The sequence below is a fragment of the Solitalea agri genome (assembly GCF_023914155.1).
GTDB lineage: Bacteria > Bacteroidota > Bacteroidia > Sphingobacteriales > Sphingobacteriaceae > Solitalea > Solitalea agri.
In genome coordinates this window covers 41,562-64,062 of record NZ_JAMWYS010000042.1, presented here as the reverse complement: position 1 = coordinate 64,062, position 22,501 = coordinate 41,562, and the positions used below count along the sequence as shown (strand labels likewise).

Below are 22,501 nucleotides of genomic sequence, written 5' to 3'. Positions count from 1 at the left end.
AAACATTCAGTTAATCATCTGTCGAAAAATATTATTCAAAAAATAAGGGTCATTCTGATTATCTCTGAATGACCCCTTTCATTAAAAAGTTTGCTTATTTATTGTATCATCACGCCAACCTTATCAATCAGCGGAAGTTTAATAAAATTATCTTCAACTACACTTTCTGGAAGGAAAATATACTTCTTATCGAATAAAACACCGTCCATATAAAAACTTAACCAATACTCATTGGTAAGTCCAAAAACTTGCTCGTCAATGGCCTCCACTTTGGCGTAATCCTTCCCGCCAATTTCGCCAATCGAATGTCGTAAAATCGAAGTTTTCACTTCTTTTCCATTATGCAATCCAAAGCCTCTTGAACTAATCAAAACGGTTTCAAGGGGTTTATTATTTAAATTCAACAGGTAAACATTCCATTCCCTGCTTACTGCCGATTCCTTTTCCAAGGCAATAACAATGGCAACATCTTTAACTATATTTTGAGGAAGGTCTTTTTTCATTTTTTTGTTTAATAAAAAAGGTCCATGGACCATAGGTAATGGACCATGGACCAAACAATATTTTTTTCTATTTACCCGACTTCTTTGTTGTAGCTTTTTTCGCAGGTGCTTTTTTTGCTGCAGCAGCTTTTGCAGGCACTTTCTTCTTAGTTCCTGCTTTTTCAGCTTGGGTATCCTGTTCTGCTAATTGCTTGCATTGTTCAAATGTCAATGAAGCAGGATCAGTTCCCTTTGGAATCTTAACGTTTTGTTTACCAAAAGCAATATAAGGTCCCCAACGGCCATTCAATACTTTTACAGTTTCATCTTCGTCAAACGATTTGATCAGTTTATTGGCATCCTTTTCCCTTTTAGCCAAGATCAGTTCAACAGCTCGTGGTTCATCAATCGTAAAAGGATCATCTTCTTTCGTTAACGAATAAAATGCATTATTATGACGAATGTACGGCCCAAAACGACCAATAGCAACCGTCATCTCTTTATCTTCAAAAACACCTACTTTTTTAGGAAGTTTAAACAAATCCAATGCCTCTTCAAAGGTGATGGTTTCGATCATCTGGCCGGCCTTCAAACTGGCATAACGAGGTTTATTCTCATCGTCGTTTTCACCGATCTGAACATAAGGTCCGTAGCGACCAATATGAACAGAAATACGTTTTCCGCTTTCAGGATCAATTCCAAGCTCACGATCTGCGCGAACACGATCAGCAGTTTTTATGGTATTTTCTACATTCTCATGGAAAGGATTGTAGAACGACCGGATCATTTCCGTCCATTCTTTCATTCCCTGGGCAATTTCATCGAACTCTTTTTCTACAGTTGCGGTAAAATTGTAATCAACTACCTTATCAAAATACTGTACCAGAAAGTCATTAACCAAAGCCCCAATATCACTTGGGAATAATTTAGACTTTTCGTTACCGTAGGTTTCGTTCTCTACTCTTTTCTCAATCTTACCATCTCTCAATACCAAAAGCTGATAGCTACGCTGTTTCCCTTCGCGATCTTCTTTAATCACATATCCACGTTTTTGAATGGTAGAAATGGTTGGAGCGTATGTAGAAGGACGACCAATACCCAACTCTTCCAGCTTTTTAACCAAGCTGGCCTCTGTATAACGAGCTGAAGGGCGTGAAAAACGCTCAGCAGCAATCATTTCTTTTAGATCAAGCGATTGCCCAACTGACATTGGAGGCAAAATAGAAGTGTTTTCATCCTCACTGATATCCTCGTCATCATGTGATTCCATGTAAACCTTCAGGAACCCATCAAATTTCAACACTTCGCCTTGAGCCTGAAACTCTTCACTGCGGCTTGAAACGCCAATTTTAACATTCGTACGTTCAAATGCTGCATCACTCATCTGAGAAGCAATAGCGCGCTTCCAGATCAGTTCATACAAACGACGTTCTGCTGCTTCACCATCAATCGAGTGATCGTTAAAATAAGTTGGACGAATGGCCTCGTGAGCTTCCTGAGCTCCAGAGGTTTTGGTTTTATATTTTCGCTGATGATGATATTGTTGTCCGTAGGCTGAATTAATTTCTTTTTCAGCCGCTTGCAAGGCCGTATCCGATAGGTTAACCGAATCAGTACGCATATAAGTGATCTTACCGGCTTCGTATAAACGTTGAGCCACTTGCATCGTACGACTTACTGAATAGCCTAGCTTACGTGAAGCTTCTTGTTGTAAGGTTGATGTGGTAAACGGAGGTGCAGGGGAACGTTTTGCAGGCTTAACTTCCAATCCATTAACTTTAAAGTTAGCACCCAGACAATCTTGCAAGAACTTTTCACCTTCCTGAGCTGTTTTAAAACGTTGTGGCAACTCAGCTTTTAAATTCGCCTTTTTTCCATCTGTAGAAAACTGCGCTGTTATTTTAAACTGAGCCTCGTATTTAAACTGATTTATTTCTCGTTCACGTTCCACAATTAAGCGAACCGCAACCGACTGTACTCGTCCTGCCGACAGCGAAGGCTTTACTTTTTTCCAAAGAATTGGCGATAACTCAAAACCTACCAAGCGGTCGAGCACCCTACGTGCTTGCTGAGCATGGACTAGCCCATAATCAATTCCTCGTGGGTTTTCAATTGCCTTTAAAATAGCTGGCTTGGTAATTTCATGAAAAACAATACGTTTAGTTTTCTTTTCATCCAAACCTAAGGTTTGCAATAAATGCCACGAAATGGCTTCTCCCTCACGGTCCTCATCGGATGCTAACCACACCATTTCGGCTTCCTTGGCTAATTTCTTTAATTCAGAAACAACGGCGCGCTTATCATCCGGCACTTCGTATTTCTGAGCAAAGTCATTCTTTACATCAATCGCATCGTCACCTTTTGCCAAATCTCGAATATGACCAAAGCTGGATTTTACCAGGAACTCACTTCCCAAGTATCCTTCAATGGTTTTGGCTTTAGCCGGAGACTCAACGATCAACAAATTTTTAGCCATAGAAAACAAATTTTCCGCAAATAAACTAAATTCTTTATAATACCAACAAACAATAAAAAAGGGAATTGTTTCTCAATCCCCAGGATATATATATTTATTAACCTGATATTTAAGTTTTTGACTAAAATTATAAACACTTAATTTTTTCTTCAAAAACCACTATTCCTGTGCAAAAAAGATTAAATATTTAAATACCCTATCATTTTACATCTAAAACCTGTTCATATTTAATATTATCAATTCAAATTTCGACATACTATACTCCTGCCACTAAGTGTTTTAAATGAACCGGCATTTCAAATTTTATTTTTAACCAAAGTACAACTCAGATTTAACCTAATTAACCAAAAACATTAAAGTATTTTTTTTCAGGTTTTGACTAAAATTAACTTCAATTTGCTAAAATTCTAATTGAATTTGGATAGAACCTCATTAATAGCCATACTTTTCTTTCCACCGTGCTCGCAGAAATTGCCGCAACTGCACTTCTTTGGCATTTTCACCGGGGTCATAAATTTTTTGACCTGATAACTCATCTGGCAAAAACTCCTGTTCAATAAAGTTATCGGTATAATCATGTGAATACAGGTAATCTTTACCATAGTTAAGTTCTTTCATCAGCTTAGTGGGAGCATTACGCAGATGCAAGGGAACTGGTAAATCACCAGTTTGCTTAACTATTTGTTGTGCCTTGCCAATTGCCAAATAGGATGCATTACTTTTAGGAGATGTAGCCAAATATACCGCGCACTGGCTAAGTATTATCCTACTCTCAGGATAGCCTATTGTTTGCACGGCTTGAAAAGTATTATTAGCCATAATCAAAGCAGTAGGATTGGCGTTGCCTATATCTTCGGAAGCTGCAATGAGCATGCGACGGGCAATAAATTTCAAGTCTTCCCCACCCTCAATCATTCTGGCTAACCAATAAACAGCGCCGTTCGGGTCGCTTCCCCTTATCGATTTTATGAAGGCTGAAATGATATCATAATGTTGTTCTCCTGATTTATCATAAAAAGCACCATTCTTTTGTGCCATTGATGCAACCAGGTCATTGGTTATTATCAATGGATTGTCAGTGGATCCGGAAACAACCAATTCAAGAGTATTTAACAGTTTTCTTGCATCACCACCCGAAATACGAATTAATGCATCAGTTTCATTCAGCTCAATTTTGCGCAGCTTTAAAACTTCATCAGTGGCTATAGCCTTTTGTAATAAAAGGTCGAGATCTGCTTTAGTAAAATGATTAAGGATGTATACCTGGCAGCGGGATAATAATGCAGGAATAACTTCGAAACTGGGATTTTCAGTGGTAGCGCCAATTAATGTAACCAGACCTTTTTCTACGGCTCCTAATAAAGAGTCTTGTTGTGATTTGCTGAATCGATGGATCTCATCAATAAATAATATTGGTCGCTGGGCAAACATACCACGACTGGTCGAGGCACTTTCAATAACCTCACGAACGTCTTTAACACCGGCATTTACCGCACTGAGCTGGTAAAACGGTCGCTTAGCAATGTTTGCAATGATTAATGCCAATGTGGTTTTGCCTGTTCCGGGAGGACCCCAGAAAATCATGGATGGAAAAGCATCCATGTTAATCATTTTCCGTAATACACCTTCTGTCCCTATTAAATGCGACTGACTGACATAATCATCTAAAGTTTTAGGTCGAAGGCGTTCGGCTAATGGTTGCATCGTACTTATGATTTATTCGGAGTACGAATTAACGAAATTTTTGCTAATTTTTTTAGGAACACTAAACATCTAGTCGTACAATAGCTCTGCTTTTTCCATTTTGCTTTACCACCTCAAAGCCATTTAAAAGAAAGGCACTCAAAATCCCAACCCATAAAAAAGCTGCAGGAACCTTGTTGTCGTAAGGAATTGCTGGATAAGCTTCTAAGGTTTTTATTCCTTTATATCTTGCGAAATCAACCGCTCCTTTAATGAGTAATTTTGATAAACCTACTCTCCGAAACTCCTTCCCAATGAAAAAACAAGTAATAGACCAAACCGGTTTATCATCTATTGGTTTTAATGATCTGGATTTTTCAATTTTAAGATAATCTTCACGGGGAGCTAACGCTATCCATCCAATAGGCTCGTCTTCACAAAAAGCTATAATTCCTATTGGTCTTCCTTCTTCAACCAATGAATACATTGATGATTTATTTCCTTCGTACTTCTGCTCATTAAATTCTTTGGTAGACAATCGGAAAGCCATGCACCAACAACCTCCACATCCACCCTTATCACCCATTAGCTTTTCAAACTGAAACCAATTACTAATCGTCAGTTCCTGAAAAGTAAGATCATTATATGTAAGTGCTGGTAAGTTTGTTGCCATCTCAAAAAGCCTAAAGTTGAAACAATTATTTCAAACTAAAACTACGCATATTGGGATTTAACCAATCTAGCAGTCCATTGTTTAAGGCCAATAATATTGAGAACCACCATGGCGAGATACAGTATGCACAACAGATACAAATGCTTGTAATAATACATTGGCAAGGTTATAAATACTCCGAATAACCAATAAACCCAATTTTCAATCTTCTTCTTGATCATTAAATAGGTGGCCACAAAACCGGCGGAAGTAATACAGGTATCCAACTCGCTAAAGTCACTTTTCAGGAGGTATTTAAAAATGATCAGTAGTATTAACCATATTAATAGAAAAGCCGCAAACCATACAAGGTTTTGTTTAAATGTTCCTTTGCTAGGTGCAAACTCATCATTTGAGGCATCATTTTGTGATTTCCAATACATCCATCCATACACAGAACTTACAATGAAGTAGATATCGATTACTATACCGGCATATATCTGTGATGAATAGATAATAAAAATATGTAGAAATGAGCTTATTATGGTTCCAGGATAAACGCCTACATGCTCTTTGATAAGCAAAAACACATTTACAAAGCCGATAATAAAAACCGATAATTCTAAAATCGATAAATTTTGAAGTGCTTTTAAAACAGAATCTAACATGTTTAAAATTTAAGAGATACCCGATTCTTTAGCTAAAGCAACCAATTCAGCGGTATTTGAAGTGCTTAATTTTTCCCGAATATTTCTTCGATGAGTTTGAACGGTTAGCAGACTAATATTTAACTCCTCAGCAATCATTTTATTGGACAATCCATTACCAACATGTTTCAAAATCTCCAGTTCACGACCAGTCAGTTTTTCAATTAAATATTTATTTCTGAAAGTTAGTACTTCTTTTAAAGCCTCGGCCGATTGAGCAATTGTATGCATACTTCCGCTTAACTCAACGTCCACACATAGAATTTCAACTGGTTTTTCTTCCTTTTCAACAAAAGTTGTAGCCCAACCTGCATACCATTTCCAATCGGTTGAGTCTTTTCTACGTGTTCTGAAGATACCTCCAAAGTCATTTTCAATTGGGGAACTATAATGCTGAATACTATCCTCTGGAATATTCAAATCATCAGGATGAATTGTTTGCTGAAAAAATTCAAAGCCCATCTCCGATGCCTCCTTCAGTGTGTACCCTGTAGAAACTTCATGTTTATGATTGCACCAAACGATTTTTTTCTCATTAAGATTTGAAACATAAATGTTGGCTGGTAATTTATGAACAACAGCATTTAGAAATTCAAGCCTCTTTTCCAATTCCTCAATTCTTTTCTTAAGCTCATCAATCTCGTTATTTTGCGTCATGCCTTTAAATTTGCGTAAATATAATTATAGGCTTAACAGTTGCAATAGCGATAGGTTGCAGTATTTGTAAAATTTCTAAATCAATCTAAAGAAGCAAACGGCCGTAATAATGATGATTTATCGTTATTTACGGCCGTTATTTAGTAAGTTTTAAATTATTAAACCTGAAGTACCCCTACATTAAATGCCCGTTCAATAGGAGCATGATTCGCAGCTTCTATCCCCATGGAGATCCATTTACGGGTGTCGAGAGGATCGATGATCTCATCAACCCATAAGCGCGCTGCAGCATAGTAGGGCGTTGTTTGATTATTGTATCGATCGGTTATTTCTTTCAATAGTTTTTGTTCTTTTTCCTCGGTAATTTCTTCTCCTTTAGCCTTTAGTGAGGCTTCTTGTATTTGGAGCAAGGTTTTAGCCGCTTGTGAACCACCCATTACGGCTATTTTGGCTGTCGGCCATGCCGCAATGAAACGCGGATCATAGGCTTTCCCACACATAGCATAGTTTCCGGCTCCATATGAATTTCCGATAACAATGGTAAATTTTGGAACTACTGAATTTGCTACCGCGTTCACCATTTTTGCTCCATCCTTTATAATTCCACCCTGTTCTGATCGAGATCCTACCATGAATCCAGTAACATCCTGTAAGAACACTAACGGAATCTTCTTCTGGTTACAATTCATGATAAAGCGGGTGGCTTTATCAGCCGAATCAGAATAGATGACTCCGCCGAACTGCATCTCTCCTTTTTTTGATTTCACCACTTTACGTTGATTGGCTACAATTCCAACTGCCCATCCGTTAATTCGGGCATAGCCACATAAAATCGATTTACCATACAGCTCTTTATATTCATCAAATTCGGAATTATCAACCAAACGATGAATAATATCAAGCATATCGAATTGTTTATCCCGATTCTCTGGAAGTATTTTATAAATCTCTTTTTCGTCTTTTAAAGGCTTTTTAGGTTCTATTCTGCTAAAGCCAGCTTTAGGATTTTCTCCAAGCTTATCGATCAGTGAACGAATTTTATCCAAACAGTCCTGGTCGTTCTCACACTTATAATCGGTAACACCCGAGATTTCTGAATGAGTGGTCGCCCCGCCTAAGGTTTCATTATCTATGTCTTCACCAATTGCCGATTTCACCAAATACGAACCTGCCAAAAAAACTGAACCGGTGCCTTCAACAATCAGGGCTTCATCACTCATAATGGGCAGATAAGCTCCACCGGCAACACATGAACCCATTATAGCTGCAACTTGAACAATGCCTTTCGACGACATAATAGCGTTATTTCTGAAAATTCGTCCAAAGTGTTCTTTGTCGGGAAAGATCTCATCTTGCATTGGCAAGTAAACACCTGCACTGTCGACCAAATAGATTATCGGGAGATGATTTTCCATCGCTATCTCCTGCGCCCGAAGATTCTTTTTGGCTGTCATCGGAAACCATGCGCCTGCTTTTACAGTGGCATCATTGGCAACAATAACGCACAATCTGCCAGAAACATAACCTAACCCAGTAATAACTCCGGCAGCCGGACAACCACCAGCTTCGGCATACATATCATATGCGGCAAATGTGCCAAATTCAATAAATTCAGTAGTGGGATCTATCATGTAGGCAATACGCTCTCTTGCAAGCATCTTGCCTTTTTCCTTCTGTTTGGCAGCCGCTTTCTCCCCTCCACCCGCTAGTAATTTCTTTTTACGCGACTTCAGTTCATAAAGCAATTGTTTATTAATGTCTTCGTTTCTACTAATCTCCAGTTGTTGATCAAGCATAAGGTAAATTGATTATTGAATTCGTAAAATAATGAATACTTCACAATTATTCAGATTTTCTAAATTTTAATAATTAACCATGAAGATCATAGCTACTTAAAATATAAAACCGGCTTAATCAATTTTAAAACCAATTTGATAAACTTACATCACCCTGATGCAGAATTATAAACTGTATTAAATCGTCTAGATTGAGGCTGGCTCTATCACATGCATCCTGAATATCAGTTCTAGATACATTGGCGGCAAATGTTTTCTCCTTTAACCTTTTCTTAACTCCCTTTAATTCCATACCAATATAACCTTCAGGACGCATTAAAGAGTAAGCATGGATTAATCCTGATAGTTCATCCAAGGCATAAAGCATTTTATCCATTATGGTTATGGGCTCAACCCCAAAATACAGTGGACCGTGTGATGCAATGGCATGAATAATTTCAGGATCAACATTTCTTTTTTCCAGTTCTTCAATGATCAATCGGCAGTGCTGGTCGGGCCATTGGTCCCAATCCGCATCATGCAGTAAGCCGGCCATCTCCCATTTCCATGCTTCATCAGATGAAAGCTCTTCACGTTCCAATGCCCATTGCTTCATCAGGTGCCCCACCTGTTTCATGTGCAACAGCAGCTTTTCATTTTTCACCCAATCAATCAATAGTTGAGTTACCTCATCTCTGCTTAATACATTATTTACATTAGTTGTATCTCCGAAAGTTTGTCTTCCAAGGTCAAGCGAAAGCATATTTTGCATCGTATTAAATTATACAATTGGAAAGTCATGTTTCATTTGCTGAACTGCTTCAACAACCTGCGAAACGGGCATTAGGCAGGTTCTGTTCACGCATACATACACTTTTGGCTGTTCATTGATTTTCCCCTCCAACAATGGTAATGTTCCGGTTTCTCCTCCCATTACCAATTTATTGGGAATATAATACTGATCAAGTTCCACCAATCTGCTAACGGCTCCTTTACCGGTTATAGCCACTTCATAAAAAGGAAATATATTTTCGAGCATTAACAATGCCCAATTTGAATAGGCTGATGCGTATTTCTTTATCTGTTCGCTAACATTTGTCAGCATTTGACCTGATTGTTTCAAATATTCCTCGTTTTGAAGTAAGATACCAAGCTTTAATAATGCCCTGGCCATTGCTGAATTTGAGGCGGGAATAACTGTATCCATCACTTCCATTTTACGGGCAATCAGTTGTTCATCGGTATCAGCTGTGTAAAAGTACATCCCCGAATCCGTGTCGATGAAATGATCATTGCAGTAGTCAACCAGTACTTTCGCCTCATTGAGCCATTGTTCATCAAATGTAGCCTGATAAAGCTCAATGAAGGCTTCTATGGTAAAAGCATAATCATCTAAAAAACCATTGATGGTGGCTTTACCATTTTTAAAGTTGCGCTTCAATCCTCCGTTAGTGGTTTTTAAATTACTTAATATAAACTCTGCGTTTTGAAGGGCTGACTGCAAATACTCAGGATTATTAAAAACCCGATAAGCATCAACATAAGCTTTTAACATCATCGAGTTCCAGGAAGTTAAAATTTTATCATCCAGTCCGGGACGAATTCTGGCCGCCCTCACTTTCATCAGCTTTGCTTTACAGCGTTCTATTATTTCGAGCAGATTTTCAACCGTTATACCTAAAGCTTCTGCCAGCACATCATCATCTTGTTTGCGATGCAGGATATTGGTTTCTTCCCAATTGCCAGCTTCTGTTACGTTATAATAAATACTGAAAAGCTCTTCATCATCACCTAAAAGCCCTTGTAATTCATCTTTCGTCCAGCAATAAAACTTCCCTTCCACCCCTTCGCTATCGGCATCTAATGCTGAATAAAATCCTCCTTCCGGCGATGTTAACTCACGTTTTACAAATTCTAACGTTTCCTCCACTACCTTTTTATAAATCTCTGAATGGCTGTATTGATAAGCTTCGGCATAAAGGCTAACCAATTGAGCGTTATCATATAACATCTTTTCGAAATGTGGCACCAGCCACACCGAATCGACAGAGTAACGAGCAAAGCCTCCTCCCAGCTGATCATAAATTCCTCCATAAGCCATTTTATCAAGCGTTATACGAGTGATCACATTCGACGCCTGATCTTTCATCAAATGGGCATAGCGAAGTAAAAACAAAAAATTATTGGGTAAGGGAAATTTAGGCGCACGGTTGTGTCCTCCATCAGTAAAGTCAAAATAACGAATCCAGGAATCAACAATGGCTTTTAACGATTCGTTTGTGTATTCTTTCTTCTCGTTAACAAAGCTTACCAAGTCTGATTGATTAATACCCTCATGCAAACGACGGGCGTATTCTCCAGCTTCATCAGGTTTATTCCGATAGAAGGCATTCAGATCATTCAGCAACTGTTTCCAATCATCCTTCCTAAAATAAGTCCCACCATAAAAAGGACGCTGATCTGGCAAACAGAAACAATTCAATGGCCAGCCGCCACCACCGGTCATTAGCTGAACCGCATTCATATAAATCTGATCAATATCCGGCCGCTCTTCCCTATCCACTTTTACACAAACAAAATGCTCATTCATAATGGCCGCAACTTCCTCGTCTTCAAAAGACTCATGTTCCATCACATGGCACCAATGGCAGGCGGAATACCCAACGCTTACCAAAATGAGCTTATTCTCTTCCTTCGCTTTTTTTAAGGCCTCTGCTCCCCATGGAAACCAATTAACCGGATTATGGGCATGCTGCAATAAATAAGGGGAAGTTTCGCTTACAAGAGCATTGGTATGTTTAGGCATAGTATGATAATCTGATTTGAAGTACAAGCTTAAAGGTACAAAGCATTATGGTTTTTTCGGGATAGTAATAAGAAATTAGTGAAAGGATTCAGAACACTCCTAAAGCAACCTCATTTGCTTCAATTATCATTTATGAAAGATGTTGCTTCATTCAAAAAAATTCACCGACCAAAATCTACCGTTCACCGAGGTATTGCATAGGGTTATCGGAATATGATTTTGAACTTAGTCGTTCAATATTACTTTTGAATCATGGATACACAAGAATTTAAAAATATGGACCCGAGATTTTCAAGAGATAGATTCTCGGAACGTAGAAGACAGCATATAGAAAGACATGGCCGACCAAACAATATACTTGGCGGTTTGGTTATCATCATCATCGGTGTCATCTACCTGCTCCGTCAAATGGATCTGGGCATCCCAGAATATCTGTTCAGCTGGCAAGGTTTATTAATTGGTATTGGTGTATTTGTTGGTGCTAAGCACAATTTCAGAGGCATTGGCTGGCTTGTACCGATCCTGATTGGATCTTATTTTATGGCCAATGAATATTTTCTATGGGATTCAGCATTGAGAAAGTACATTATTCCAGCGGGCATTATTTTTATCGGTCTGGTAATAATGACAAGACCTAAGCACAGGAGACCTTTTGAATGTGCAACTGAAGATGTTTCAGATGAAGATGTGCTAAACATTACCAATGCATTCGGAGGAACAAAGCGCACGGTATTATCAAAAAACTTCAAGGGAGGAAGAATCCAATCTGTTTTTGGCGGCGCTGATATTAACCTGTCACAAGCCGATTTTGAAGGAGTTGTAACCATTGAAATTGATAATGTTTTTGGTGGCACAAAAATGATCATTCCAGCTAATTGGGAAGTAAAAATCGAAACAACCAGCATCTTTGGAGGAGTTGATGATAAACGCCCGATTATGGCCGGTGGGGATACCCCAACCAAAAAACTGATCTTAAAAGGCTCAAATATCTTTGGCGGCATTGATATTAAAAGCTACTAACTAAAAACTAACATAAACAAGCTTTACATATGGAATGGTTTATTGCAAAACTGGTTTATCAGATCCAATCGGGAGAAGGTAAACATCAGCCACAGTTCGATGAACAACTGCGGTTAATACAGGCAGAAGACTTTTCAACTGCGCTCTCTAAAGCAAAAGAAGTAGGAGTCGACCAACAGTCTACATTTTTTAACGTAAACAAAGAATTGGTAAGCTGGAGGTTTGTAGATATTGTAGCTTTGGATAAGATACATTCGGTAACCGATAAATCAGAAGTTTACTCGGAGATTGTTGAAGCCGATAGCGCTGCCGAATACCTTAACGATCTTAAAATTAAAGCACGAAAAGTTCGCCGACAATTAATACAGGTAGAGCATTATATATAGTTTTGAGTCTCTAAGTTCTAAGTTTTAAGTTGATGAATCGACTTACAGCTTAGAACTTAAAGCTTTAAACTTAACACTCAACAATGGCTACATACCCTTTAAAAAACAAAGCTTTTCTTTGTGCATTTTTTACGCTCTGGTTAATCTGGGGAGTTATACATGCAATAATTCTCAATTACTCATTTGGTTTAGATTGGTTTCAGGCTACAATTGATAGTGCGGTTTTCAATCTTTTACTGGCCTGCGGTTGCGCACTGGTGAGCTATGTATTTATTTACTATCGGCCCGAAGGAAATTACACTTTTACCATCATTGAAGTTTTAGCGATCACCATATTGTGGTTGATTTTGAGCAACTTATCCCTTTCATATCTTATTAATTCTCCGGATTACCTGGTTTTCCTAAAAAAATCAATACTGGTTAGGTTTTTAATAGGTTGCTTAATTATTGGATGGGTAGCAGTTTTGAGCTTGTTTTGGTATAGTCGTGAAGAACAGGAAGAACATTTGCGCGTCCATCAATCAACGGAGAAATTGGCTCGAGAGGCTGAATTATTCAAACTTCGCCAACAATTGCAGCCCCATTTTTTATTCAACAGTTTAAACTCCATTAGCGCGTTAATTGTTGTACGACCGGAAGAAGCCCGTACAATGATCCAGCAATTATCAGATTTTCTTCGGGGAACACTGAAAAAAGAAGAAAATCAATGGGTAACTATTGACGAAGAAGTGCAGCATTTAAAACTTTACCTTGATATTGAGAAAGTTCGTTTTAGTCACCGGCTTGAAACGATGATTACAATGGACGATGAAGCAAAGTCGTTGACACTTCCACCAATGCTATTGCAGCCAATTGTTGAAAATGCCATAAAATTTGGCTTATATGACACGATTGAAAATGTAACCATTAGCATAAAAGTATCGAAAAGCTCTATAAACGAATTAGCCGTGGAAGTTAAGAACCCATTTGATGCACAAACAAATGTACCACAAGGAACCGGCTTTGGCCTGAGTTCTATAAGTCGACGATTGTATTTGCTTTTTGCACGAAATGACTTAATTGAAACATCTTCAAACGGAAACATCTTTACTACAACGCTTAGAATTCCACAAACCAATGATTAAAACAATACTTATAGATGATGAACCTTTGGCGAGAGCCATTGTTAAAGAATACTTAAAAGATTATCCTGAAATTGAAATCGTTCAGGAATGTGGCGACGGATTTGAAGGGGTAAAAGCTATAGGAACGCACAAACCTAATTTGATATTCCTCGATATTCAAATGCCAAAGATCACGGGTTTTGAAATGCTTGAACTACTGGATTGCCCTCCTTCTATCATTTTTACAACTGCATTTGACGAATATGCCATTCGCGCCTTCGAAGCAAATGCCATTGATTATTTACTTAAGCCGTTTTCAAAAGAGCGTTTTGACAAAGCCATACAAAAGTGGCTAGCCAACCGCAATACAAATGAAGTTCCTACAACTACTAAACAAGCTATTGAAAATGTAGCTGCAAGTTCTACTCAAAACAACCGAGTGGTAGTTAAAGTTGAAGGAAAGATTAAGATTATTCCTGTTTCAGAAATTCATTACCTGGAAGCGTCTGATGACTATGTTAAAATACAAACGGAAGAGGGTTCTTTCTTAAAGAACAAAACGATGAGCTTTTTTGAGAAGACACTTGACGAACAACTGTTCATTCGAATTCATCGTTCGTATATCATCAACCTAAATCAAATAGTGAGAATTGATATTTACGATAAAGAATCGCATTTGGCAGTGTTAAAATCAGGTATACAAATACCGGTAAGTAAAAGCGGTTATACAAAACTGAAGGAAGTACTTAACATTTAATACCGCAAACGGCTACTGAAAGAACGAATCCGAAAAGCGGTAATTACCCACATAAATCCCAATGCGATGGATAAAGCGCCAATTAGCCAGATTAGGCTTATGGCACCTTGCATGGGGTCGGCAATCAAAACAAAGCCGAATAATATGGTCATAACCCCACTGAAAGCAATCCAACCTTCGCCTTTTATTTCATTACGAACATGAATGGCGAAGGCTATTTTTATTATCCCCCCAATAATTGCCCAAAAACCAACAATAAACACAATGGCAACATTAGCAGCCAATGGTGATCGTAAGGCAACTATTCCTACCGCCACACTTAAAAGCCCGTCAATTACGAGCAGCCATTTATCTTCCCTCCTGTTCCAACTGGATATGGCTGTAAAAAGAGCGATAAAACCGTCAGCAATAAGATATAATCCGAAGAAATACAAGAGTGTTATTAAGGTTATACCGGGCCAAATAAAAGCTAAAATACCAAAGCCTATTGCCACCAAACCTCTGAGTAAAATTACCCACCAGTTTCGTATAAGTGATTGTAGCATGAGTGCGTAGTTAGATGGTTAAGAATATTTCAATTTATGAAACAAACCCTAACATTACTTAAATATAATAATTTGATAGAAGAAGAATGCTATTCAAACCGCATTCTTCTTCTAAAGAATGTTTTTACAATGTTATTTTCATAGCTACTCCATAATATTTTTCAGGCTCATTTGGGTTGTCATAGGTATCAAAACCAATAGCATTTTTAGCGATTAGATACAAACCCATATTATTTATCACCTTTAAGGTTGATTTATTTAATGTGTAACCTAAGGCTAAATAATTAATAGAGATATCATTAACACGGGTGAAATGATCTTTACTAAAATCATAACCATCTGGTAAATGCCAAAATGTTGCTCCGTCAGTTAATATTTCTCTTTGAATTCCAGGACGGACAAAAATTTTCCTATTGAGAGATATAGAGGTATTAATATCAAATGAAAATTGTTTGTATTTTATTTTGTTTTGGAAGCCACCTGAAAAGTTTCCTTCAAAATCATCATAATAATTTCGATATGTTTTTTTTCCATATTCACGTTGATAAAACTGATTACCGTAAATACTTCCGTAAGTAATTTTAAATATTGAAGGAGTTAACAAAAGTGATTCTACATTAAGCTTTTCTTTCAAATAGCTAAAATTGAATCCAGCATCCCATTTAACACTTGCATTGTCAATAACTTTAGTTGCGGAACAAAATCTCCAACCTTTAGTCTTCAGATCTATTAAAGCTTTAACCTTTTGTGAATCGTAAGTAGCAGGCAAGTCTAACATCACCGTTTCTTGAGTTGATGATGTTGAATAATCAGCGCTAAAATTAAACCTATTTTTATAAATGCTGAATTTGCTACCTATGTTAAAGACATTACTTGATGGTATTTGCCTATTACTAAAATCAGGGAAATTATCATTATCAGACTTTATTACAAATGGATAGTTTGATTGATCATATCTACTATAAGCCAAATAAATATTGAGTGAGTTTATGAACTTGTTGTTTTTTAGAACCTGATTTTTTATATCGTAAACAACGGATCCGTAAGGAGATTTAAACGTTTTATCGTTAGAAACATCTATTCGATATCCACCAGTGAAGGAAAGCGAATTATAATTAATAAATAAAGCGGCAGCAAATGAATTAAAACTTTCTCCTAACTCCATTTGATTGTAACCAGTAGCATTTCCCTCATCAAAATAAAGTACATTATCCTTGTATTGTCTTATTGATCTTGAATAGTTAAGTAAACTGCCAAAATCTATTTTTTTAAACTTCTTTGAATAAGACAGAGTATTTTGTATAAGCAAATAAGGCCGATGAATGCTTAATTGTGACCCAAAGTCATCTTGTTCATTCTCCCTTCTCAAATTATACTCGTAATTATCATTCAACCTAGTTATTGAAAACTGATTTATTAAATTCCTTGTAGGTTTTACATTTAGATAAAAATTACCTGTAAATAACTCTAATTCACTTTCTTGCGTTCTGTTAAGATTGATAAAATCTTCTTTTACCGTATAACTGCTTGCAGCGGGTGAATAATTTACGGCTATTCCTGTTTCCAAAAAGTTGATTGGATGATAATCTAGCGTTATATTACTCTTAACTATATAATCTTTATTCAGTGACCCGCCATTATAATTTTTCAGATAATTGGCTCCAATAGCATATTTAAATTTAGAAGTTCCTTGATGTAATCCGATCGTATAGCTTTGCGTTAAATAACTTTTGTGGTTGGGAACAAGATATTGATTATTGATATTTCCGATTTGAGCAACAAAATCCACTGTTAATGATTCGGCATAATTGTGTTTCTTAGTTTTTATAAAAAAAACACCTCCTTTAGATCTAAAAGCTCCATTTACAGCTTCTAAACCTCCGTGGTAATAGTTAATTTCTTCTATGTCATTAACATTAATACTGTTAACATAAGGGTTTACCACTCCATCAACTATGAACAAAAAATCTTGAATTACTTGTTTATTGACATCATAACCAGGCACTCTACCAATTAACATTTCCATTAAACTATAAGAAGGAAATAGATTGAGCTCTTCACCTTTTATAGTGACGATTAGTTGTTTATTCCAAAAAGCTTCATCGATATTTGCTATATCAAGAGAATCATCAACTTGCTGCGCATTTGTTTTAAAAACTAACGACAGTAAACATATACTTAATAGTAAAATGTATTTCATACTATATCTGTGGGAACAAATATAAATGATATTAATAAAATATAACTATTTGTTATGAATTGTTATAAAACAAGAAAACGACCCCATCCCTGGGGTCGCTCAATCCACTATCTATGAAGAAAAATTTACAAAACTGAATACTACAAGTAGTTTTCTACCGGTGAGTATGACATGTTAAAGGCATCAGCAACAGGCTTGTAAACGATGTTACCATTAATTACGTTCAATCCTTTACGTAACTCTTCATCATTTTGACAAGCTGTTAACCAGCCCTGGTTAGCCAATTTAATAACATAAGGCAATGTTGCGTTTGTTAACGCCAAAGTAGAAGTATAAGGAACTGCCCCTGGCATGTTAGCAACACAATAATGAACCACACCATCAATTACGAAAGTTGGATTCTCGTGAGTGGTAGGTTTACAAGTTTCAATACAACCACCTTGGTCAACTGCTACGTCAACTAAAACAGTACCTGGTTGCATATCTTTTAACATTGCACGGGTAATTAAGTGAGGCGCTTTAGCACCTGGAATTAATACCGCACCAACGATTAAGTTTGAAGATTTAATAGCTTGGGCAATGTTATATGAATTAGACATAACGGTTTTAACGTTAGCCGGAAGAATGTCTGATAAATAACGTAAGCGAGGTAAGCTGATATCCATAATAGTAACATCGGCACCTAAACCCGCAGCCATTTTAGCAGCTTCAGTACCAACAATACCACCACCTAAAACCAATACTTTAGCCGGAGCCACACCTGCAACACCACCTAACAAAATGCCACGGCCACCTAATGGTTTTTCAAGGTAGTTAGCACCTTTTTGAATTGCCATACGACCGGCAACTTCACTCATTGGTACTAACAATGGTAATGAGCGGTCTTTTTTCTCAACAGTTTCGTAAGCTAAACAAACTGCTTTGCTTTCAACCATTGCTTTGGTTAATGGCTCATGCGAAGCAAAGTGGAAGTATGTGAAAACTAATTGATTTGGTTTAATTAGTTTATATTCTGATTCGATCGGTTCTTTAACTTTCACGATCATTTCAGCAATTGCATAAACTTCTTCAATTGTTGGAAGTATAGTTGCTCCTGCTGATTTATATTCTTCGTCATTAAAACCGCTACCGTTACCTGCTGAAGCTTGAACGTAAACAGTATGTCCGTTTTTAATAAGCTCTGTAACGCCACCTGGTGTAAGAGCAACACGGTTCTCGTTGTTTTTGATTTCTTTTGGAAGTCCGACGATCATAATCTAGGTTATATTTTGGTTTGACAAAATTGTTTATTTAAAATCATCTTTTCTTAATAAAAATAAAGAAAACACTATCATTTTGAAGCGATTGAAAAGCCTGAAATGTTATTTTGAGTTTTTGAGTTTACTAAAAATTTATATCGGCTTAACGAATAATTTAAACTCTTTAATCGACACAAAAAAAGCCGTATTAACAATGATTTAGGTTTCAGATGAAAGCAAAAAACGCGCGTTATACCACTAGTCAAACGATTGATTAAGCAAGCTGATTTTTTTGTATTTTTAAGTTAACCCTACTGAAATTTACATTACATATGCGCTCACTACCTTTTTTGTTCATCATCGGTTTATTGTTCTGCTCTTCTGTTAAGGCCCAAACGGAAAAAGTAGTCAATAATAATGCAATGTCATGGTTTTCTGTCAACAACGTTTTCAAGTTTAATAACAAATGGGCCACTGTACTTGATTTTCACAATCGTCGTCAGGATTTTATGGCCGAAACCAATTTTTGGTTCATAAGAGGAGGCATCGCCTACTATATTAAGCCGAATTTGCGATTGGTTGCTGGTTATGCACATTTATGGCTAACACCTCCGGCTGATAGTTTAAGCAATTGGCAAGACGAGAATCGATTTTATACTGAACTCCTTTTTACACAAAAACTAGGCAGCTTAAATTTATTGCAACGATTAAGAGTTGAGCAAAGGTGGCAAGAACAAATTGTAAACGACGAAAAGGTAGGCACCAAATTCACTAACCGAATACGCTATTTACTGAGCTTCAACCTTCCGGTTTTTAAAGGAGAAAAAGCCTTCTATCTTCCATCATTAATGTTGGCCGATGAAATACTGCTGAATTTTGGCAAACAGGTTGTTTATAACTCCATGGATCAAAATCGCTTATTTATAGGCATCAAACAAAACATTTCTAAATCGCTAAATTTTGATTTTGGTTATATGAATGTGTTTCAGCAAAAATCTGCTGGAAATGTTTACGACAGCAATCATACTTTGCGTTTATTTTTCTACTATACATTGAACCTTGCCAAAGAAAAAAAACCATCAACGCCAATACATGAAAGCGGAGACTAGCGAACCATTTGTGTTATTTTTAATTGGAGATACAGGCGAGCTAAAAACCGATGGTAATGATGCTGTTTTTAATTTGCTGAAAGAACATTTCCCATCCACAACAAACAGCATGATCATTTTTCTAGGTGATCTTGTGTATCCCAATGGTTTACCTCCTGAAAATCATTCACTACGAAAGCATGCAGAAAAGGTGCTTACTTTCTACCATTCCTTTCTTAAAGATTTTAAAGGGGAAAAAAGATTTATCTCCGGAAATCATGATTGGAACAAGGGAAAACCTAATGGCTACGAATATGTTTTACGGCAAGAAAATTATTTAACCAACCTTTTTAACGATAAAACCATTTACCAACCAAGCAGCGGTTGTCCAGGACCTATTTTAATTAACAGTTCAGGGCATATTGCCATTATTGCCATTAATACACAATGGTGGCTACAAGACGGTTTTAAGCCTGCTGGAAAACAATTTGGCTGTTCTGCTAACAACGAGCAGGAATTCTTTGCGGAACTTAATAACCTACTTTTTACACACCGCGAAAAGAAAATTATTGTAGTAGGCCATACCCCTATTTATAGTTACTCCATGCACGGCGGACGATATAAGTTCCGGCATCATCTTTTCCCTCTTACTGTTTATCGTAAAAATGCATGGCTCCCATTGCCATTAATTGGCTCCCTGCTCCCGCTTTATCGCAGGCTTTATGGAGCAAGAGAAGACATTACTCATCCACGTTATCGAAGATTAAGAGCGGAACTTAAATTGATCTTTAGCCAGTATCCGGGTTTAATTTATGCTTGCGGACATGAACATAATTTACAGCATATTACCAAAAATGGAAACCATTTCATTGTTAGCGGATCAGGAAGTAAGGTAAAATATGTGGTTGATAGCGGAAAACACCTCAACTTTGGAGTTGATAAAAGAGGGTTCTTTAAATTGACTTTCTTTGACAAGAAGATCGTTTGTGAATGTTTTGTAATTAAATCAAACTATTTGCCTAGCGAATGCATTTACAGAGTTGAGTTAAACTGATGAAACCAAAAAACTTACAGACTGAGGCAAAACCTTAATAACGATTGTGCTCACTTTGCCAATAATTTCTCCGTCGGCCTGTAAAAGCGTTTTCCTCGATGCTTTAACCGTTACTTGAGAAGTACTGATTATTTCTACATATTCGGAATCAGAAAACTTACCAAAAAAAGCTTTGTAGGCTAAAACGAAGAACTGCCAAAATGGGAATTGCCTGATTATACACAACTCGAATTTACCATCCGTTAAACTTCCAACCGGATTAATTACGGCGCCGGTACCATATTTTGATGCATTGGCAAATATCATTGACACGGCAAAACGCCTAATTTTCCGTTCGGGCAATTGTATCGAAAATCTGTTTATCCGAAGCTGAAAAAGCTCTCTGAAAACATATTTCCCATATATCCATAACCCACGGTTAGGGTCTTGCTCAAAGCGTTTTACAACTTTCGCATTTAAACCAACATCAGCCAAATGCACACAAATTTTCCCATTGATATCCAATAAATCAATCAACAAGTCTTTACCCGATTCAATTAGTGCTAAAGCTTTATTAATGTCCATCGGAACATTTAACTCTTTAGCCATCCCATTGGCCGAACCAACCGGAATGATCACAATAGAAGTTGGTGTGCCAAATACGGCGTTAACGGCTGTGAGAATTGTACCATCTCCACCAGCAACTGCAATTACAGCGGGATTAAGCTCGGCAATCAACTCTTTAACCTGTTCGAGATCAGCTGAGCCTGTGGTTTTATAAATTGAATATCGGTAATGATGTTCTTGAGCAAATGATTCGATCGAATCAAGCAAGGCAGATTTATCAATTCCTCCTGAAAATGGGTTTACAATGAATAAAACGCTTTTCATGATCAGGAGGAATAAGAAAGAATTTAACTATTTAGGGTCGCCTGGTATAAGGCGTACCAATCTTCGTGTTCCATGTCAATTTCAAAAGCTCTTGCAGCATTTGAAATACGTTGCTTATGCAAAGCTCCAATAATTGGCAATGCCCCAAGTTTAACTAACCAGGCAACTGCTGTTTCTTCAACATTTGCATTATATTTTTGAGCCACTTCCTCTAATTTTTTACGCACTCGTAAAGCCTGTGCATCATCACCATTTAAAATCCTGCCACCTGCTAAAGGCGACCATGCTAATGGTTTGCTGTATTTCTGACGCATGAAATCAAAACGTCCATCATCAATAGCAGATGTATTTAAAAGATTTAACTCGATATGACTGGTAACAACTGGTACACGCAGGTAAGCAGAGATCAACTGATGTTGTGAGGCCGTAAGATTAGCTACACCAAAATGTTTGATCTTGCCAGCTTCAATTAACTGAAGAATTGTTCCTGCAGTTTCTTCCAAAAACGAAATATGATCGAGATGATCTAATAAGAAAATATCAACATAATCAGTTTGAAGATTTCTCAATGAATTCTCAACACTTTGGCGAATATGGCTTGCAGAAGAATTTATATGATCGATTTGTGCGCCTTTACTGCCCTTTTTAATGAGGCCACATTTGGTAAACAAAACTATTTCATCACGCTTTATTGTTTTTTGCTTGATCACCTGGCCAAACAATTCTTCACATGAATTATTTCCGTAAATATCGGCATGATCAAAAGTATTAATACCCAAACTCAAACAATGATCAACAATTTCTTCCATTTGAGATGCACTCACCATTCCTTCACTGCCCCATCTCCAAAAACCATAAATTGCTGCTGATACTTTCGGACCCGAATCGCTTAGATAGACTTTTTTCATGTATGTTTTAATTTCGCTAAGTTGTTGGGCTAAATATAGTCTATATTTCTGATAGGTTATAACCTGTAATCAATGTTTAATACTCTTAAACATC

The 22,501-nt window shown here is 37.1% G+C and carries 20 protein-coding genes; 6 read left to right on the top strand and 14 right to left on the bottom strand.

The features are described 5' to 3' along the window. Positions 1–98: 98 nt before the first annotated feature. The 9 genes from NF867_RS12975 to NF867_RS12935 form a co-directional block, all read right to left on the bottom strand. Positions 99–503, bottom strand: a complete 405-nt coding sequence (locus NF867_RS12975; protein ID WP_252588429.1) for a hypothetical protein — start codon at positions 501–503, stop codon at positions 99–101. Between the two features lie 67 nt (positions 504–570). Continuing rightward, positions 571–2,958 carry a type I DNA topoisomerase gene (gene topA / locus NF867_RS12970; RefSeq protein WP_252588428.1) on the bottom strand — a complete coding sequence of 796 codons (2,388 nt, stop codon included), beginning with the start codon at positions 2,956–2,958 and terminating at the stop codon, positions 571–573. 432 nt (positions 2,959–3,390) lie between these two features. Further along, complete coding sequence (locus tag NF867_RS12965; RefSeq protein WP_252588446.1) at positions 3,391–4,671, bottom strand: replication-associated recombination protein A; 1,281 nt, start codon at positions 4,669–4,671, stop codon at positions 3,391–3,393. A gap of 52 nt (positions 4,672–4,723) precedes the next feature. After that, positions 4,724–5,314 (bottom strand): GNAT family N-acetyltransferase, encoded by a 591-nt coding sequence (locus NF867_RS12960; protein ID WP_252588427.1) that lies wholly within the window; start codon positions 5,312–5,314, stop codon positions 4,724–4,726. Between the two features lie 41 nt (positions 5,315–5,355). Beyond that, on the bottom strand, positions 5,356–5,961 hold the full coding sequence (gene pnuC / locus NF867_RS12955; protein ID WP_252588426.1) for a nicotinamide riboside transporter PnuC: 606 nt from the start codon (positions 5,959–5,961) through the stop codon (positions 5,356–5,358). Positions 5,962–5,970: 9 nt separating this feature from the next. Next, the gene (locus NF867_RS12950; RefSeq protein WP_252588425.1) at positions 5,971–6,657 is read right to left on the bottom strand and encodes a LuxR C-terminal-related transcriptional regulator; all 687 of its coding nucleotides are present in this window, start codon (positions 6,655–6,657) and stop codon (positions 5,971–5,973) included. A gap of 158 nt (positions 6,658–6,815) precedes the next feature. Continuing rightward, a complete protein-coding gene (locus tag NF867_RS12945) occupies positions 6,816–8,453 on the bottom strand; it encodes an acyl-CoA carboxylase subunit beta (protein WP_252588424.1) in 1,638 nt (545 codons plus the stop codon). A 124-nt stretch (positions 8,454–8,577) separates the two neighbouring features. Beyond that, positions 8,578–9,195 carry an HD domain-containing protein gene (locus tag NF867_RS12940; RefSeq protein ID WP_252588423.1) on the bottom strand — a complete coding sequence of 206 codons (618 nt, stop codon included), beginning with the start codon at positions 9,193–9,195 and terminating at the stop codon, positions 8,578–8,580. An 18-nt stretch (positions 9,196–9,213) separates the two neighbouring features. Next, entirely contained in the window at positions 9,214–11,238 is a 2,025-nt protein-coding gene (locus NF867_RS12935; RefSeq protein ID WP_252588422.1) for a thioredoxin domain-containing protein, read from the bottom strand. 252 nt (positions 11,239–11,490) lie between these two features. On the opposite strand from NF867_RS12935, the gene NF867_RS12930 reads away from it, so the two are divergent. The 4 genes from NF867_RS12930 to NF867_RS12915 all read left to right on the top strand — a co-directional run bounded on the left by NF867_RS12930 (position 11,491) and on the right by NF867_RS12915 (position 14,504). After that, a complete protein-coding gene (locus NF867_RS12930; protein WP_252588421.1) occupies positions 11,491–12,258 on the top strand; it encodes a LiaF transmembrane domain-containing protein in 768 nt (255 codons plus the stop codon). A gap of 29 nt (positions 12,259–12,287) precedes the next feature. Continuing rightward, positions 12,288–12,644, top strand: a complete 357-nt coding sequence (locus NF867_RS12925) for a DUF4288 domain-containing protein (protein WP_252588420.1) — start codon at positions 12,288–12,290, stop codon at positions 12,642–12,644. An 83-nt stretch (positions 12,645–12,727) separates the two neighbouring features. Then, a complete protein-coding gene (locus NF867_RS12920) occupies positions 12,728–13,768 on the top strand; it encodes a sensor histidine kinase (protein WP_252588419.1) in 1,041 nt (346 codons plus the stop codon). Further along, positions 13,761–14,504 (top strand): LytR/AlgR family response regulator transcription factor, encoded by a 744-nt coding sequence (locus NF867_RS12915; protein WP_252588418.1) that lies wholly within the window; start codon positions 13,761–13,763, stop codon positions 14,502–14,504. Before NF867_RS12920 ends, NF867_RS12915 begins: the two co-directional genes overlap by 8 nt. Here NF867_RS12915 and NF867_RS12910 read toward each other — a convergent pair. The 3 genes from NF867_RS12910 to ald all read right to left on the bottom strand — a co-directional run bounded on the left by NF867_RS12910 (position 14,501) and on the right by ald (position 18,502). Further along, entirely contained in the window at positions 14,501–15,049 is a 549-nt protein-coding gene (locus NF867_RS12910; RefSeq protein ID WP_252588417.1) for an HdeD family acid-resistance protein, read from the bottom strand. The two genes, NF867_RS12915 and NF867_RS12910, sit on opposite strands and share 4 nt — an antisense overlap. A gap of 124 nt (positions 15,050–15,173) precedes the next feature. Further along, positions 15,174–17,249: a TonB-dependent receptor gene (locus NF867_RS12905; RefSeq protein WP_252588416.1), complete on the bottom strand. Its 2,076-nt coding sequence runs from the start codon at positions 17,247–17,249 to the stop codon at positions 15,174–15,176. Positions 17,250–17,389: 140 nt separating this feature from the next. Then, entirely contained in the window at positions 17,390–18,502 is a 1,113-nt protein-coding gene (gene ald, locus NF867_RS12900) for an alanine dehydrogenase (protein WP_252588415.1), read from the bottom strand. A 317-nt stretch (positions 18,503–18,819) separates the two neighbouring features. On the opposite strand from ald, the gene NF867_RS12895 reads away from it, so the two are divergent. Beyond that, a complete protein-coding gene (locus NF867_RS12895) occupies positions 18,820–19,596 on the top strand; it encodes a DUF2490 domain-containing protein (RefSeq protein ID WP_252588414.1) in 777 nt (258 codons plus the stop codon). After that, positions 19,580–20,629: a metallophosphoesterase gene (locus tag NF867_RS12890; protein ID WP_252588413.1), complete on the top strand. Its 1,050-nt coding sequence runs from the start codon at positions 19,580–19,582 to the stop codon at positions 20,627–20,629. The genes NF867_RS12895 and NF867_RS12890 overlap by 17 nt, the downstream gene beginning before the upstream one ends. Here the strand turns inward: NF867_RS12890 and NF867_RS12885 are convergent. Together NF867_RS12885 and NF867_RS12880 are read right to left on the bottom strand one after the other, a co-directional pair. Further along, positions 20,621–21,499 (bottom strand): diacylglycerol/lipid kinase family protein, encoded by an 879-nt coding sequence (locus NF867_RS12885; protein WP_252588412.1) that lies wholly within the window; start codon positions 21,497–21,499, stop codon positions 20,621–20,623. The two genes, NF867_RS12890 and NF867_RS12885, sit on opposite strands and share 9 nt — an antisense overlap. 23 nt (positions 21,500–21,522) lie before the next feature. Next, positions 21,523–22,407: an aldo/keto reductase gene (locus NF867_RS12880; protein ID WP_252588411.1), complete on the bottom strand. Its 885-nt coding sequence runs from the start codon at positions 22,405–22,407 to the stop codon at positions 21,523–21,525. Positions 22,408–22,501 lie beyond the last annotated feature (94 nt).